Below are 14,362 nucleotides of genomic sequence, written 5' to 3'. Positions count from 1 at the left end.
CCCGCCGCGCCGCTCGGGCACTCGGCTCCTTGGATGCTGCGTGCGCTCCTCCTCCTGCTCGCTCTGCTCGCTGCGCCGGCCCAGGCCGCGCCGGGCGAGGTGCGCGTGCTGCTCAAGACGTCGCTCGGCCCCATCGTGCTGGCGCTGGAGACGAAGCGGGCGCCGGTGACGGCAGCGAATTTCCTGAAATATGTCGATGCGAAGCGCTTCGATGGGCGCCGCTTCTACCGTGCCGCGCGCAGCCGAAAGAACCCGCAGGTCGGGCTCGTCCAGGCGGGCCTCGATCATGACATCGCCAAGTCCTTCTTCCCCATCAAGCATGAGCCGACCAGCAAAACGGGCCTGCGCCACGTCGATGGCGCCATCTCGATGGCACGCAACGATCCCGGCACCGCGATGGGCGATTTCTTCATCTGCGTCGGCGACAATGCCTATCTGGACGCGCGGCCCAATTACCCCGGCTATGCCGTGTTCGGCCGCGTCGTCTCGGGCATGCCACTCGTCCGGCGTATCCTCGCGCTGAAGACCTATCCCGGCGGCTTTTCCCAGACCACCAAGGGCCAGACGATCATCGCGCAGCCGGTGATCCTCTCCGCCCGCCGCCTGCCCTGAGGAGACCAGCATGACCGAGCGTGTCGCCCGCATCGCCCGAACCGGCGGGCCCGACGTCATCGAGTGGCACGATGTCGACCTGCCGCCGCCGGGCCCCGGCGAAGTGCGGCTGCGGCACAAGGCGGTCGGCCTCAACTTCATCGACACCTATCATCGCAGCGGCCTCTACAAGGTCGATCTGCCCGCCGGCCTCGGCAGCGAGGCGGCGGGCGTGATCGAGGCGGTGGGGGAGGGCGTCACCGGCTTCGCCCCCGGCCAGCGCGTCGCCACCTTCGGGCCGAGCCGCGGCGCCTATGCCACCGCTCGCAACGTCGCCGCGGCCGAGCTGGTCGCGTTGCCCGACGACATATCGGACGAGGTCGCCGCCGCCGCGCTGCTGAAGGGCGGCACCGCCGAGTTCCTCGCCGAGCGCTGCGCCAGGGTGGAGGCGGGCTGGCCGGTGCTGGTCCATGCCGCCGCCGGCGGCGTCGGGCTGATCCTCGTGCAATGGCTCGCCAGCCTCGGCGCGCGGGTGATCGGCACCGTCGGCGATCAGGCCAAGGTCGCGGCCGCGCGCGCCGCGGGGGCCGGGCATGTCCTCCTCTCGCGCGACGAGGACATTGCCGCACGCGTCCGTGAGCTGACCGGCGGGGAGGGCGTGCGCGTGGTGTTCGACGGCGTGGGCGAGGCCACGTGGGAGGCGTCGCTCGCCTCGGCCGCCCGGCGCGGGCTGATCGTCAGCTACGGCAATGCCTCGGGCGCGGTGACGGGCGTGGCGCTGGGCACGCTCTCCGCCCACGGCTCGCTGTTCGTCACGCGGCCGACCATGTTCGATTACTGGCGCGAGCCCGAGGAGCGTGCCGCTGCCGCCGAGCGGTTGTGGGCGATGATCCGCGAGGGCAGGATCAAGCTGACGATCGGCGCGCGCTACCCCCTAGAGGATGCCGCGCAGGCGCATACCGATCTGGAGGCACGCCGCACCAGCGGGTCGACGCTGCTGCTGCCCTGAACCCGGGAGGCCGTCACCCCGGCGCGGGCCGGGGTCTCCGGCCGGACTTAGGCCTTCACCGCCCCCGCGATCAGCTTGTGCAGGCGGCTGTGCAGCGCGTCGTTCGCCGCCACCAGCTCGCGCCGCTCGACCGCCTTGTCGCCGCCGCGATAGTCGGTGACGAAGCCGCCCGCTTCCTTGACCAGCAGGATGCCCGCGGCCACGTCCCACACGTCGAGATCGTCTTCCCAGAAGCCGTCCATCCGTCCCGCCGCCACCCAGGCGAGATCGAGCGCGGCCGAGCCGAACCGCCGCACGCCCGCAACCTCCGGCGCCACCGACGCATAAACGCGCGCCCACCGCGCCACGTCGCCGCGGCCGAGATGCGGGATGCCCGTGCCGATCATGCTCTCGTCGAGGTTGCGCCGGGCCGACACGCGCAACCGCCGGTCATGCAGCCACGCGCCGCGGCCCTTCTCCGCCCAGAAGCTCTCGTCGGTGACGGGCTGGTAGATATAGCCGTGCGTGATCTCGGGCCGCCCGCCCGCGCCGCGCGGATCCTCCACCGCGATGGAGATGGCGAAATGCGGCACGCCGTGGAGGAAGTTGGTCGTCCCATCCAGCGGATCGACGATCCAGCGCGGCTTGTCGGGATCGCCCTCGATGATGCCCCGCTCTTCCATGACAAGGCCCCAGCCGGGCCGGGCGCGGCTCAGTTCCTCGAACAGGGTCTGCTCGGCCTGTTGGTCCGCCTGGCTGACGAAGTCGGCCGGGCCCTTGCGGCTGACCTGCAGCTGCTGGACCTCGTTGAAATCGCGCCTGAGCTTCGGCCCCGCCTTGCGGGCGGCGCGCTCCATGACGGTAATCAGACCGGAATGGGCAACCATGACATAACTCCACTCCTCCCTGGGCGGCGAGGAGTCACAGACACTCGATCAGTCGGCGCGGCGGACATATTCGCCGGTCGCGGTATCCACCACGATCCGCACGCCCGAGGCGATGTGTGGCGGCACCATCACGCGCACGCCATTGTCGAGGATGGCCGGCTTGTAGCTGGACGAGGCGGTCTGCCCCTTCACCACGGCATCCGCCTCGACGATGGTCGCTTCGATCGTGTCGGGCAGCTGCACGGAGATGGGCTCCTCGTCATAGAGCTCCATCACCACGTCCATGCCGTCCTGCAAAAAGGCAGCGGCATCGCCCAGCAGATCGCGCGGCAGCGTCGTCTGGTCGTAGGTTTCCTTGTCCATGAAGGTCAGCTGCTCGCCATCGGCGAACAGGAACTGGAAATCCTTGGTGTCCAGGCGCACGCGCTCCACCGTCTCGGCCGAGCGGAAGCGGACATTGTTCTTGCGGCCGTCGCGCAGGTTCTTCATCTCGACCTGCATATAGGCGCCGCCCTTGCCGGGCTGCGTGTGCTGGATCTTCACCGCACGCCAGATGCCGCCTTCATACTCGATGATGTTGCCGGGACGGATGTCCACGCCGCTGATCTTCACGCCGATCGCCTCGATTTTGTCTGGAAAGAGCCGGCGCGCGCCTTAGCTTGACCCGCGTCCGCCCGCAAGGCTGGCCCGCCTCAGCGAACGCCGCGCAGCAGGGGATAGGGGTTCACCGCACGTCCCTCATGCCACGCCTCGCCCGGCTCCATCCGCTTCAGTGCGAAATGCAGGTGCGGCCCCTCCGCACTGGCATTGCCCGTAAAACCGACCTGACCGACCGGCGCGCCCTTCTGCACGTAAAGCCCCTCACGCAGGCCGGGTGCATATCCGTCGAGATGCGCATAGTAAGCGACCCAGCGTCCATCGGGAGAGCGCAGATAGGCGGTGGTGCCGCCTTCCGCGCTCTCGAACAGCTTCTCCACCGTGCCCGGCATCGCCGCTACGACAGGCGTGCCGCGTGGCGCCATGATGTCGATCGCGCCGTGGACATGGCCCGTCCGCGGATCGCGGAACGTGTCGGCCAGCTGTTCCGGCTGCACGCCCGCGACCGGTACGGTGAGCGGCCCGGCACTCGCCATCGGCGCAGGCGGCGGGGGGGCGCTTGCCGGGGCGGGAGCCTCCTCCGCCTGCTGCCAGCGCAGCATGGAGGCGAAAGCGATCACGACGAGGATGAGCAGCCCGAGAAACAGCCGGCCGAACCGAGTCACCTGCGCCCCCTTGATCGTTGCAGCAGTGGATCAATCCGGAACGCGCCCGGTCGTTCCGCCACAACCGTTCGGCCAAGTGTGTCTGCGCTGCTGCATTGCAGCAAAACTATGTTACCCTTGATCAGTAGACCGGAAGGATCGGGCTCCTAACTGATGCTGCCAAGCAGAGAAGGAGCTTACCCGCGTGCGCAAGACAGACCATGATCGTGCTGCCGCAAGCAATCGCCTGTGGTCCAATGTTCTGTTGCTGTCCTTCGGTCTCGCGCTGCTCGCTTTCCTCGTCGGGATCGAGCGGCAGAACTGGTTTCACATTCGCCCGGCATCGGGAACGGCCCAGGCAATGTCTTATGCGGCCGATCGGCCGCTGATCGACGACACTCGTGCCAAGACGAACTGGATGAAGACGAACTGATCGATACGGCAGACAGGGCGGGCGCGTACGTCCGCCCTGTCGCCGACGATCGTCAGGCCTGGAAGATCGCCGGCGTGCCGGGTTTGATCATCAGGCTGACGCGAGCCGCATCCCAGTTGGTCAGGCGGATGCAGCCATGGCTCTCGGATCGCCCGATCGTCTCCGGCTTGGGCGTGCCGTGAATGCCGTAATGCGGCTTGTTCAGATCCATCCAGATCACGCCCACCGGCCCGTTCGGCCCCGGCGGCAGCAGCGCCTTCTCGTCCTTGGACGAGGCATCCCAGAACAGGTCCGGATTGTAGTGGAAGGGCGGCAGGTAGCTCATGCCCTGCACCTTCCACGTGCCCAGCGGCAGGGGATCATGCTCGCTGCCCATCGTCGCCGGGAATTGGGCGAGCAGCTTCTCGCCGGCAAACACCTTCAGCACGCCTTCCGACTTGTCGACGACGATGCGGTCGCCCTGCGGCTGCACCGCGCTGACGTTCAGCATCGACAGCGTCTGGCGCCATTCCGGCTTCAGCTTGGCATCGTAATCGCGTGAGGCGGGCAGGATGTTGGGGAAGCGCAGCGCCACGCCGGCGGCCACCCGCCCGCCGGGATTGAGCGCGGCGATCGTCTCGGGCGTGGTGTGGAACCGCTCCGCCAGCCGCTCCAGCGGGTTGGCGTAGCCGAGCGCCGGCAACTTGGCCTGGTCCGCCTCCTTGTCCGGGATCTGGAAGAACGGTCCGGCAATGTCGCTCTGCGCCACCTTCAGCGTGCGCACCGGCCGGATCGCCTTGTAGCGGGCGAGCGCGCGCAGCGTCGGCCGGTCGATCTCGCCCGTCACGGGCAGGTTGCGCGCCCGCTGGAAACCCTGCAGCGCCAGCTTGGTCGAAAGCCCGCCGCGTCCGTCGATCACGCCGGGTCCGAAGCCGAGATGATCGAGCAGCACCTGCACGTGCAGGGTCGTCATGTCAGGGGCCGGCTTGGCCGGCGCTGTGGATTTCGCGGCAGGGGCGGGAGCCTGGGCAAGCGCCGCAATGCTGAGACCAGCCGTGCCTGCAACGAGACAAAGGCTTGCAACAAAACGTGATTTCATGCGGCAATGCTCCTATCTCTTGAATCAACGCGGCGGGGGCCGCTTCTTTCCACGGGAACGAGATGATCGAGACGGACACCAGCCGTCGCGGCCTGCTGGGGGCTGCGCTGGCGATCGGAGCGACTTCGCTGCTCGGCGGCGTGGCCCATGCAGGCCGGGCGCCGCTGGCGGAACGCCGGCTCGCTTTCCGCAACATCCACAACAATGAGCGGGTCGACGCCCGCTGGCTCACGCCGCGCGGCCTCGATCCGCAGGGCCTGGCGGAGATCAACCATGGCCTGCGGGATTGGCGCAACGGCCACGTCGCCCGCATGGATCCGCAGCTCGTCGACCTGCTGACCACGCTGCGCGACCGGCTCGGCGTCGATCCGCGCCGTGGTTTCGACATCATCTCGGGCTATCGCTCGCCCGGCACCAATGCCGCGCTCCGCGCCAAGGGCGGCGCGCACACCGGCGTCGCGACCAAGAGCCAGCACATGCTGGGCAAGGCGACCGACATCGCACTGCCGGGCGTCGGGCTGGATCGCGTCCGGACGGCCGCCTTGTCGATGGGGCGCGGCGGTGTCGGCTATTATCCGCGCGACGGCTTCGTCCATGTCGACACCGGGCGCGTGCGCCACTGGTAACGTCCAACGTGAAAGATATTTCACCTAGGTAATGAACCGGACATTTGGCAGTGAGTTGCGGGGGTTAACGACAGCCGTCCGGCCCGGCCGGCAGGAGACTGCTCGTGCGACCCATCGTGCACATCGGCTATCACAAGACGGCCACGACCTGGTTCCAGCAATCCGTCTATCCGGCGTCGGCGAGCCATTATGCGCTTGAGCGGAAGGCGATCCGTGCGGCACTGATCTACCCCTCGGCCTATGAATTCGATCCCGTCGCCGCGCGTCACGCGCTCGCCTCGCCGGACGGGCGGCCGGTGCTGCTGTGCGAGGAGGGGCTGTCCGGCTATTTGCACAATGGCGGTCTGAACGGCCATCTGTCGCGCACCGTGGCGGAGCGGATCCACGCCACCTTCCCCGATGCCCGGATCGTGATCTCGGTACGCGCCCAGCCGGCGATGATCGCCGCGGTCTATCAGCAATATGTCCGCGGCGGCGGTACCTATCTGCCGCATCGCTATCTCTTTCCGGACCAGTATCTCCGCGGTGCCTTCGCCGAGAGCCACCGCGTGCCGCGCTTCAGCTTCGACCATTTCGCCTATGACCGGCTCGTCGCGCATTATGACGCGCTGTTCGGTGCGGAGAATGTCCACGTCCTGCTGCACGAGCAATTGTGCGCGGAGCCGGCGGTCGCGCTGCAACGGCTATGCGCGGCGACAGGGCTGTGCCTCGGCGATGCGGTGCCGCCGGCGGAGCGGCGCAACGCCTCCTACGCGCTGCCGCTGGTCTGGCTGGCGCTGCTGCTCAACCATTTCACCCGTCGCACCGTGCTGGACAAGCGCACGCTGATCCACATCCCCGGCTGGTACTGGTTGCGCCGCGCCTTGCTGGAGAGCCTGAACCGCACCGGCTGGTTCGGCCGCAGCCCGTCGGCGGAGACGCTGCTCGGCCCGCAGATCGCCGCCCACATCCGCGATCGCTTCCAGGCGAGTAACCGGCGCCTCCGCGCGATCCGGCCCGAATTGCCGCTGGAGCGATTCGGCTATCCGCTCGTCCCCGGAGCGGTGCCCGATCGCGCCCGGCCGCTCTGGGCGCTGGTCGAGCAGCCGATCCTCTAGCGCGCCGTCGCCGCGCCCGATTGCTGGTGCGGCATGCGGGCGAGCAGCTTGTCTTCCGCGTCGATCACCTCGATCAGCTTCGGCAGGATGACGCGCGCGGCCACGGAGAAGCCGGGCCAGTCGCGCGCGACGTTCATTGTCGGCCACGCATCGACGAAGTCGCCCCATTCCATCTGCAGCGCAAACAGCCGCTCGGACAGCGGCAGAGCCGCGCCCGCATGCTCATCGTGCGGCGCATAGTCGATCGACGATTCGCTCGCCTCGTGATCCACCAGCAGATCGACGATCTCACGCAGCAGGCCGGGCGCAACCGCGCGATAGCCTGCCTCCGTCTCGGTCACACTCAACAGCCGCTGCGCCGCGGTGCGAAGCGCCGCATGCTCGGCCAGCAGGCGTTCGAATTGCGCCACGGTCCCACTCTCCCCCCAGTCCCTTGGGCAGGCGCCGCCTAACACGGCCCGGCCTCCGGTTCCTTACGGAATATTGGGATAACGCGGCTTTGGGTCCGTTGTGGAGCGTTTACCGCGCCAGTGCCGCAACGAATGCGCGCACCGCGGCATCCGGCCCGTCCGGGTGGTTCCAGACAGAGCCGCTCGCGGCCACGAAATCCGCGCCCGCCGCTGCCAAAGGTCCGCAATTGTCAGGCGTGATCCCGCCGATCGCCACGCTCGGCAGCTCGAACAGGGTGGACCACCAGCCGAGGATCGACGGCTCCGGCCGGTGCCGCACCTCCTTGGTGGTGGTCGGATAGAAGCTGCCGAACGCGACATAATCGGCGCCGGCTTCACCCGCTTCCATCGCGAGGTGGCGGCTGTCGTGGCAGGTCACGCCGATCTGCGCCGTCGGCCCGAGCAGCGCCCGCGCATCGCGCGGATCGCCATCCTCCTGCCCCAGGTGCACGCCGTCCGCGCCGATCCGCTTGGCCAGCCCCATGCTGTCGTTGACGATGAACGCGCAGCCTGCCTCCGCGCAAAGCCGCTGGATCGGCTCGGCCGCGGCGGCGATGCGATGCTCGTCAATGCCCTTCAGCCGCAGCTGGAACGCCGCGACCGGTCCACCGTCGAACGCCCGCGCCAGAGAGTCGCGGAAGCCCGCATCGATCGCGGGCGGCGAGATCAGGTAGAGCTGGCAGGCAGGCCGCTGCTGCGCCTCGAATCGATGCGCGAAATCGGGATCGAGGCGGAGGTCGTCATCGGGCAGATCGTCGGTCATGCCGCTTATGTAGTGCCGCAAGCCGCCCCGCGTCACCCCGCGCCGTCATCCGGCACGTCGCCCGCTCACTCCGCGGCGATCGTCCGGAGGTAACGCGGCGCGACGCGCGCCTTCGCCGCCTGCTCGAACGCATAGCCCGCCGCCAGCAGCCGGGCCTCGCCCGACCGCCCGCTCGGCCCGAAGAAGGACAGGCCCACCGGCAATCCGCGCACCAGCCCCATCGGCACGGTCAGGTGCGGATAGCCCGACACCGCCGGCAGGCGGCTCGCGCTCGGCCCGTTCGACTGGTCGCCGTTCACCGGATCGGAGAGCCATGCCGGCCCGCCGCTCGGGCTGACGATGAACTGCGCCTTGGCCGCGAAGCGCATCGCATCGATCGCCGCCGCGGCGGTCCGCCGGCTCATGATCCGTGCGGCGCGATAGGCGGGATCGTCCAGCCCTTTGGTCTGCGCCGCTTCCTCGAACAGCTCCTGCCCGAACCAGCGCAGCTCCTCGCCCGCATGCGCCCGATTGAAGGCGATCAGCGCGTCCAGATCGCGCGCGGTCACCGCCGGTGCCGCCTTGGCCAGATAGGCCGCGACCGCCGCCTTGAACTCGGTCTTGAGCACCAGATATTCCTGCTCGCCGAGCGTCTCGGTCTTGGGCCGCTCCACCGGCACCAGCACCGCGCCCGCCGCTTGCAGCGCCTTGCAGGCCGCGTCGAACCGTTCGGCCAGGTCCGCCGCCATCGCCGGCCGCAGCACCGCCACCCGCACGCCACGCAGCGCTGTCGGGGACAGCGGCGCGGGCGACCCGCTCATCACCTCGAACAGCGCCGCCACGTCCGCCACGCAGCGCTGTCGGGGACAGCGGCGCGGGCGACCCGCTCATCACCTCGAACAGCGCCGCCACGTCCGCCACGCTGCGCCCCATCGGCCCGGGCACGTCCTGGCTCGGGCTGATCGGGACGATGCCGTCCTTCTCGCCCAGCCGCGTCGACGGCTTCAGCCCGACGAGCCCGTTGCTGGAGGAGGGGCATATGATCGACCCGTCCGTCTCCGTCCCCACTGCGGCCGCCGCGAAGCTCGCCGCTGCCGCCGCGCCAGATCCGCTGGAGGAGCCGCACGCGGTCCGGTCCAGCGCATAGGGGTTGCGCACCAGCCCGCCCACCGCGCTCCACCCGCTCATCGACCGGCTGGAGCGGAAGTTGGCCCATTCGCTCAGGTTCGTCTTGCCGAGGATCACCGCACCCGCCGCACGCAGCCTTGCGACCAGCGGCGCATCGCGTCCCGTGCGATTGTCCCTGAGCGCGAGGCTGCCCGCCGTGGTCGCCATCTCGCGCGTCTCGATATTGTCCTTGATCAGGATCGGCACGCCGTCGAGCGGCCCGATCCGGCGTCCGGCCTTGCGCCGCGCATCCGCCGCGCGTGCCTGCGCCACCGCATCGGGTGCCACCGCGATCACCGCGTGCAGCGCCGGCCCCCGCCGGTCCATCGCCGCGATCCGGGATAGATAGGCACGCGTGATGCTCTCCGCCGAGACACCCCTGGCCATCATCGCCTGCAACCCGGCGATGGAGCGTTCCTCAACCGTCACCGCGGCGGCCGCCGGAACGGCACAGAGGAGGGCGGCAAGAAGTGCGACTCGATGAAACATCCGGCCAAGCTGGCCCAGGTGGCAAGCTGTTGGAAAGCGGCTTCCTACCGCCCCTCGCGCCGCGCCACGATCTCGCGCGCCAGCGCGAGGTCGGTCGGCTTGTCGACGTCGATCGCCGCCTCCGCCTGGCTCAGCGGCACCAGCCGCGCCGTCATGCCCAGCCGCCCGCCCGCCTTGCGGATCGCCGCCTTCAGCCCGATCGTCCGCGTGATCGCCCGCGCGAACAGTGGCCAGCCGAAGGCGCGGAAGACGTGCCACACGCGCTTGCGATCCTGCTCGACCCCCGACCACAGCGACAGGGCCGGCATCACCTCGGGCCCGGCCAGCGCGAACAGATTGGCCCCCGTCCACGCGCCGTCGGACAGCTTCAGCCACGTCCGCCGATTGCCTGGATAGGCGGACAGCACCACGCGCCGCTCCACCATGCCGACCGCAAGATCGACGTTCTCGGTACCAGCGAGCAGTTCGCGCACGGTCGCCACCGTCAGCAGCGGATGATCGGCCGTGGTGACGAGCAGTGGCCACGGCGCCGCCGCGCTGCCCGCCACGCTTGCAATGCTAGTCGAGATGCCCGCGCCGCTGGCATGGCATCCGATCCGCGGCTCCGTCGCCGCCCAGGCCAGCGACCCGGTCAGCAGCGCCTCGGGTGCCTGCGCCAGCACGACGATGCGCGCGATTTCCGGCACGGCCAGCAGCGTCTCCAGCACGCGGCCCAGCATCGGCTTGCCGCCCACGTCGATCAGCGCCTTGGACCGGACGCCTTGCGCCTCGACGAACGGATCGGGGCCGGGCCGGCTGCCGGCGAGCACGATGGCGGTCCAGCCGGATCGCGGGGGAGGGGAGGGCATCGCGCCGCTCTGCCAGATCGCCGGGCCCCGCGGCAACCGCTGGTGACTTGGCAGCGCCGCATCGCTAGCGACGCGATCCATGATGAACATCGCGATCGTCGGCGACGCGCCAGCGCGCCTGTGGAGCCTGACCGGGCGTGAACGGATAACCCGCATCGCGCGGGCGCAGGGTCTCGGGCTGGTCGATGCGCCCGCCTCCGCCACCATCCTCGCCAACGCCGCCTTCGCCTTCGAGCCTTTGTGGCTGCGCCATGTCGCGGCGCATCCCGGCATGGTGCTGACACTCGGCGGCGTGCCCGTCCTCGCGCATGTGCCGCATCCCGGCCGGGCCGCCGCGGTCGCCGCGGCGATGGCGGCGATGGCGCCCGCCGATGTTGCCGGGCTCGACGTCTTGGCCGGGGAGGACAAGCCCGAGCTGGTCAACCCGGCGCTGCGCAAGCGCATCCGCCCATTCGTCGATCGGCTGCTGCCCGAGACGGTCCGCCCGCTGCAGGAGGCGAGCTATTCGGCGAGCTACAAGGGCGTCACCGATCTGCTCACCAAATATCTCTGGCCGCGCTGGGCCTTTCACCTGACGCGCGCCGCCGCGCATCTCGGCATCACGCCCAATCAGGTGACGCTCGTCGGCTTCATCGCCTGCGTCGCCGCCACCTTCCTGTTCGCTTACGGCTGGTATTGGGCCGGCATCGCGTCGGGCATGGTGCTGATGGTGCTGGACACGGTCGACGGGAAGCTTGCGCGCTGCACCATAACCTCTTCCAAATGGGGCAACGTCTTCGATCACGGCATCGATCTCATCCATCCGCCCTTCTGGTGGGTCGCGTGGATCTGGGGCCTGACGCCTTATGGCAGGCCGCTACCGGCGGAGACGGTGACGTGGGTGCTGGCGGTGATCCTCGGCGGCTACGTCGTCCAGCGGCTGATCGAGGGGGCGTTCATGCGCCTGTTCGGCGGCATGCACATCCACGTCTGGCGGCGGATCGATTCGCAGTTCCGCCTGATCACCGCGCGGCGCAATCCGAACATGGTGATCCTGTTCGCCGCCATGCTGTTCGCCCGCCCCGATCTCGGCATCGTCGCTGTCGCATGGTGGACGGCGATCTCGCTCGCCGTGCACATGATCCAGCTCATCCAGGCACTCATTGCCCGCTCGCAGGGACGTGCCGTCATCTCGTGGCTCGATTGAGGACACCGCGCATGAACCCCACCATCGAGAAGTTCGGCTGGCCCGCCACGCTGGTTGCTGAGACCGCGCATTGGCTGGTCCTCCTCCGCCCGGCGCAGCCGACGCTCGGCAGCCTCGTTCTCGCCGCCAAGTCGGACGCGACCGCATTCGCCGATCTGCCGCCCGCCGCCTTCGCCGATCTTGGCGAGGCGGTTCCGCGGCTGGAGGCGATGCTTTGCGCTGCCGTCGCCTATGACAAGCTCAATTACCTGATGCTGATGATGGTGGATCCCAACGTCCACTATCACGTCCTGCCCCGCTACGAGGGGCAGCGCGCCGCGCACGGCCTGACGCTCACAGACGCAGGCTGGCCGGGCCAGCCCGCGCTGGGCGACGCGACCACGCTCACCCCCGACCAGATCGTCACCTTGCGCGATTGGCTGAAGGGCCACTGGCCCGCCTGAACTGACAGCCGCCGCCCCAGCGCAGGCTGGGGCCTAGAACCCGCCCGCTACGGCCCACTTGGCCGTCAGCGCCTTCGCTGCCACCAGGTCGGGCGGGAAATCCACCTCCTGCCACGCCGCCTCGCCGATCGCGACGGTGCCGACGATGCCGCCTGCCGCGATCCGGTCGATCGCCTTCAGATACCAGCTCGTCACCCCCTCGGGCCGCCGCATCCACGCCTCCACCTCGGCGAGGAACGCCGCGCGCCCCGCACCGGCAAACGCCATGAAGCCGATCGACTCCGCGTCATACGCCTCGATCGTCTTGCCCACGCGCAGCAGGCGGCTGCCCTCGCGCAGCACCTTCATGTCGTCCGCGTCGAAGTCGTCCTTCTCGTTCACCGACAGCGTGATCGCGTCCGCCGCCGCACCCTCGCGCAGCAGCCGCACGATGTCGGGCGAGATCAAGGTATCGCCGTTCAGCACCGCGCAGTCGCGATCGAACGCACCCCGCGCCATCCAGATCGAGCCGAGATTGTCGGCGACATGGTAGAAGGGGTTGAACAGGGTCGTCACCGCCCGCCCGGCGGCGCGCTGCGCCTCGGCCACGCGCTCCACCTTGTCCTCGCGGAAGCCGGTCACGATCACCGCCTCGGTGAAGCCGCCCGCGAACAGCGCGTCCAGCTGCCACTCCAGCAGCGTCTTGCCCGAACAGTCGAGCAGGCACTTCGGCGTGTCTTCGGTCAGCGGCAGCAGGCGGGAGCCCTTGCCGGCGGAAAGGATGATGGCCTTGTCGATCGTCATCGCGCGCTCGTCCGTCATGTCCGTGGCGGCATTATGGCGGAGCCTCGGCGATTGCCGCACGTTGGCCCCCGATGACCGATCCAGCGCGCCCCCTCCGTCTCGGCATTCCCGTCAAGGTGATGGCCAAGCCCGGCCTGAAATCGAACGATACGCGCCGCTGGCAGAAGAACCCGCACCTGAAATGCTCGCTCGACCATGTCGACAAGATCCTCGATCACCTCGCGGCCGAGCGGATCCACATGTATCGCCTGTCGTCCGATCTCGCGCCCTACGCGACGCATCCCGATCTGCCGCAATTCCACAACCAGCTGAGCGAGGCCGATGCCGAACTCGCCGCCTTCGGCGCGAAGGCGCGGGCGCTGGACATTCGCCTGTCCTTCCACCCCTCGCAATATGTCCTGCTCAACTCACCCGATCCGAAGATCACCGCCAAGTCGATCTGGGATTTCTCGTCGCAGGCCGAGATCCTCGACCGGATGGGCTGCGGCCCGGAAGCGGTCATGGTGACGCATGTCGGCGGCGTCTATGACGACAAGGATGCCGCCCGCGCCCGCTGGATCGACGGCTGGAACCAGTGCCCCGATCACGTCAAGGCACGCCTAGTCCTCGAGAATGACGACATCCGCTTCTCCGCCGCGGACGTGCTCTGGATCCACGAGCGTACCGGCGTCCGCCTGATCTTCGACTATCAGCATTTCTGGTGCCTCAATCCCGAGCGGCTCGACATGCGCGAGACGCTGATCAAGTTCCTCGCCACCTGGCCCGAGGGCGTCCGCCCCAAGATCCACTTTTCGTCGCCCCGCACCGAGATGCGCGAGGTCAAGCAGGCGATCACCCCCAAGCAGCGCGCCGCCGCCAAGGCGGGCAAGGCACCGAAGAAGGGCGAGCTGACCAAGAGCGTCGTCAAGCCCACCGCCCGTGTGAAGACGGTGCTGCGCCCGCCCATCTGGACGGGCCATGCCGATTTCACCAATCCCTTCGAATTCAGCCGCTTCATGCGCGACGCCGACGGGCTCGAATTCGACGTGATGCTGGAGGGCAAGTCCAAGGACGTCAGCCTGATCAAGCTCCGCCCCGACCTCCTCCGCTACGCCCCCGACGTCGCCGCGCGGTTCGGCCTCTATGCCGAGGATGCCGCCGCGCTCGCCGCCGACGAAGCCGCGCTGGAACAGGGCGTCGCCACCGAGGAAACGCAGGACGTGGACGAAGGGCTGATGGCGGCGGAGTAGCAGTCGCCATCGTCGCCCGAGCGAAAGACCGGAGGCTCGGCCTAGATACGCGCGCCGGGTCTCAGATCCCGGCCCGGCAACGATG

General features: G+C 69.0%; 17 protein-coding genes and 1 pseudogene. 8 read left to right on the top strand and 10 right to left on the bottom strand.

Features of this window, described 5'->3' with window-relative positions; genetic code table 11:
* Window positions 1-33 precede the first annotated feature (33 nt).
* Together BM360_RS05570 and BM360_RS05565 are read left to right on the top strand one after the other, a co-directional pair.
* Window positions 34-612: a peptidylprolyl isomerase gene (locus BM360_RS05570; protein WP_093311998.1), complete on the top strand. Its 579-nt coding sequence runs from the start codon at window positions 34-36 to the stop codon at window positions 610-612.
* A gap of 10 nt (window positions 613-622) precedes the next feature.
* The gene (locus BM360_RS05565) at window positions 623-1,600 is read left to right on the top strand and encodes a quinone oxidoreductase family protein (RefSeq protein ID WP_093311995.1); all 978 of its coding nucleotides are present in this window, start codon (window positions 623-625) and stop codon (window positions 1,598-1,600) included.
* A gap of 47 nt (window positions 1,601-1,647) precedes the next feature.
* Here BM360_RS05565 and BM360_RS05560 read toward each other — a convergent pair whose 3' ends face one another.
* The 3 genes from BM360_RS05560 to BM360_RS05550 form a co-directional block, all read right to left on the bottom strand.
* The gene (locus BM360_RS05560; RefSeq protein WP_093311993.1) at window positions 1,648-2,466 is read right to left on the bottom strand and encodes an inositol monophosphatase family protein; all 819 of its coding nucleotides are present in this window, start codon (window positions 2,464-2,466) and stop codon (window positions 1,648-1,650) included.
* 48 nt (window positions 2,467-2,514) lie between these two features.
* The gene (gene efp / locus BM360_RS05555) at window positions 2,515-3,078 is read right to left on the bottom strand and encodes an elongation factor P (protein ID WP_093311990.1); all 564 of its coding nucleotides are present in this window, start codon (window positions 3,076-3,078) and stop codon (window positions 2,515-2,517) included.
* An 80-nt stretch (window positions 3,079-3,158) separates the two neighbouring features.
* A complete protein-coding gene (locus BM360_RS05550) occupies window positions 3,159-3,728 on the bottom strand; it encodes a M23 family metallopeptidase (protein ID WP_242653330.1) in 570 nt (189 codons plus the stop codon).
* 184 nt (window positions 3,729-3,912) lie between these two features.
* Here BM360_RS05550 and BM360_RS05545 point away from each other — a divergent pair, with 184 nt between their 5' ends.
* Window positions 3,913-4,140, top strand: coding sequence for a hypothetical protein (locus tag BM360_RS05545; protein WP_093311987.1), 228 nt, complete (start codon window positions 3,913-3,915; stop codon window positions 4,138-4,140).
* A 52-nt stretch (window positions 4,141-4,192) separates the two neighbouring features.
* Here BM360_RS05545 and BM360_RS05540 read toward each other — a convergent pair whose 3' ends face one another.
* Entirely contained in the window at window positions 4,193-5,218 is a 1,026-nt protein-coding gene (locus BM360_RS05540; protein WP_093311984.1) for a L,D-transpeptidase family protein, read from the bottom strand.
* 62 nt (window positions 5,219-5,280) lie between these two features.
* Here BM360_RS05540 and BM360_RS05535 point away from each other — a divergent pair, with 62 nt between their 5' ends.
* Together BM360_RS05535 and BM360_RS05530 are read left to right on the top strand one after the other, a co-directional pair.
* Window positions 5,281-5,844 (top strand): peptidoglycan L,D-endopeptidase MepK, encoded by a 564-nt coding sequence (locus tag BM360_RS05535; RefSeq protein ID WP_093311982.1) that lies wholly within the window; start codon window positions 5,281-5,283, stop codon window positions 5,842-5,844.
* Between the two features lie 104 nt (window positions 5,845-5,948).
* Window positions 5,949-6,941 (top strand): sulfotransferase, encoded by a 993-nt coding sequence (locus BM360_RS05530; protein ID WP_165611210.1) that lies wholly within the window; start codon window positions 5,949-5,951, stop codon window positions 6,939-6,941.
* On the opposite strand, the gene BM360_RS05525 is transcribed toward BM360_RS05530, so the two are convergent.
* The 5 genes and pseudogenes from BM360_RS05525 to BM360_RS05510 all read right to left on the bottom strand — a co-directional run bounded on the left by BM360_RS05525 (window position 6,938) and on the right by BM360_RS05510 (window position 10,636).
* Window positions 6,938-7,351 carry a hypothetical protein gene (locus BM360_RS05525; RefSeq protein ID WP_093311971.1) on the bottom strand — a complete coding sequence of 138 codons (414 nt, stop codon included), beginning with the start codon at window positions 7,349-7,351 and terminating at the stop codon, window positions 6,938-6,940. The genes BM360_RS05530 and BM360_RS05525 overlap by 4 nt on opposite strands.
* A 109-nt stretch (window positions 7,352-7,460) precedes the next feature.
* Complete coding sequence (gene thiE / locus BM360_RS05520) at window positions 7,461-8,153, bottom strand: thiamine phosphate synthase (RefSeq protein WP_093311967.1); 693 nt, start codon at window positions 8,151-8,153, stop codon at window positions 7,461-7,463.
* A 65-nt stretch (window positions 8,154-8,218) separates the two neighbouring features.
* A complete protein-coding gene (locus BM360_RS20005; protein WP_278247394.1) occupies window positions 8,219-8,983 on the bottom strand; it encodes an amidase family protein in 765 nt (254 codons plus the stop codon).
* A gap of 136 nt (window positions 8,984-9,119) precedes the next feature.
* A pseudogene (locus BM360_RS20000) lies at window positions 9,120-9,626 on the bottom strand (amidase family protein); the annotation flags it as partial.
* A gap of 206 nt (window positions 9,627-9,832) precedes the next feature.
* The gene (locus BM360_RS05510) at window positions 9,833-10,636 is read right to left on the bottom strand and encodes an NTP transferase domain-containing protein (RefSeq protein WP_093313796.1); all 804 of its coding nucleotides are present in this window, start codon (window positions 10,634-10,636) and stop codon (window positions 9,833-9,835) included.
* Window positions 10,637-10,715: 79 nt separating this feature from the next.
* Here BM360_RS05510 and BM360_RS05505 point away from each other — a divergent pair, with 79 nt between their 5' ends.
* On the top strand, window positions 10,716-11,822 hold the full coding sequence (locus BM360_RS05505; RefSeq protein WP_093311965.1) for a CDP-alcohol phosphatidyltransferase family protein: 1,107 nt from the start codon (window positions 10,716-10,718) through the stop codon (window positions 11,820-11,822).
* Window positions 11,823-11,833: 11 nt separating this feature from the next.
* A complete protein-coding gene (locus tag BM360_RS05500) occupies window positions 11,834-12,265 on the top strand; it encodes an HIT family protein (RefSeq protein ID WP_093311959.1) in 432 nt (143 codons plus the stop codon).
* Window positions 12,266-12,298: 33 nt separating this feature from the next.
* Here BM360_RS05500 and BM360_RS05495 read toward each other — a convergent pair whose 3' ends face one another.
* On the bottom strand, window positions 12,299-13,048 hold the full coding sequence (locus BM360_RS05495) for a phosphocholine cytidylyltransferase family protein (RefSeq protein WP_093313794.1): 750 nt from the start codon (window positions 13,046-13,048) through the stop codon (window positions 12,299-12,301).
* Between the two features lie 71 nt (window positions 13,049-13,119).
* Between BM360_RS05495 and uvsE the strand changes: the two genes are divergently transcribed.
* On the top strand, window positions 13,120-14,277 hold the full coding sequence (gene uvsE, locus BM360_RS05490) for a UV DNA damage repair endonuclease UvsE (RefSeq protein WP_093311952.1): 1,158 nt from the start codon (window positions 13,120-13,122) through the stop codon (window positions 14,275-14,277).
* The last annotated feature ends 85 nt before the right edge of the window (window positions 14,278-14,362 follow it).

It is taken from the genome of Sphingomonas jatrophae (assembly GCF_900113315.1).
GTDB classification, from domain to species: Bacteria; Pseudomonadota; Alphaproteobacteria; order Sphingomonadales; family Sphingomonadaceae; genus Sphingomonas_P; species Sphingomonas_P jatrophae.
Note: the sequence above shows the minus strand (reverse complement) of the source record. Positions and strands in the feature narration are given on the sequence as shown.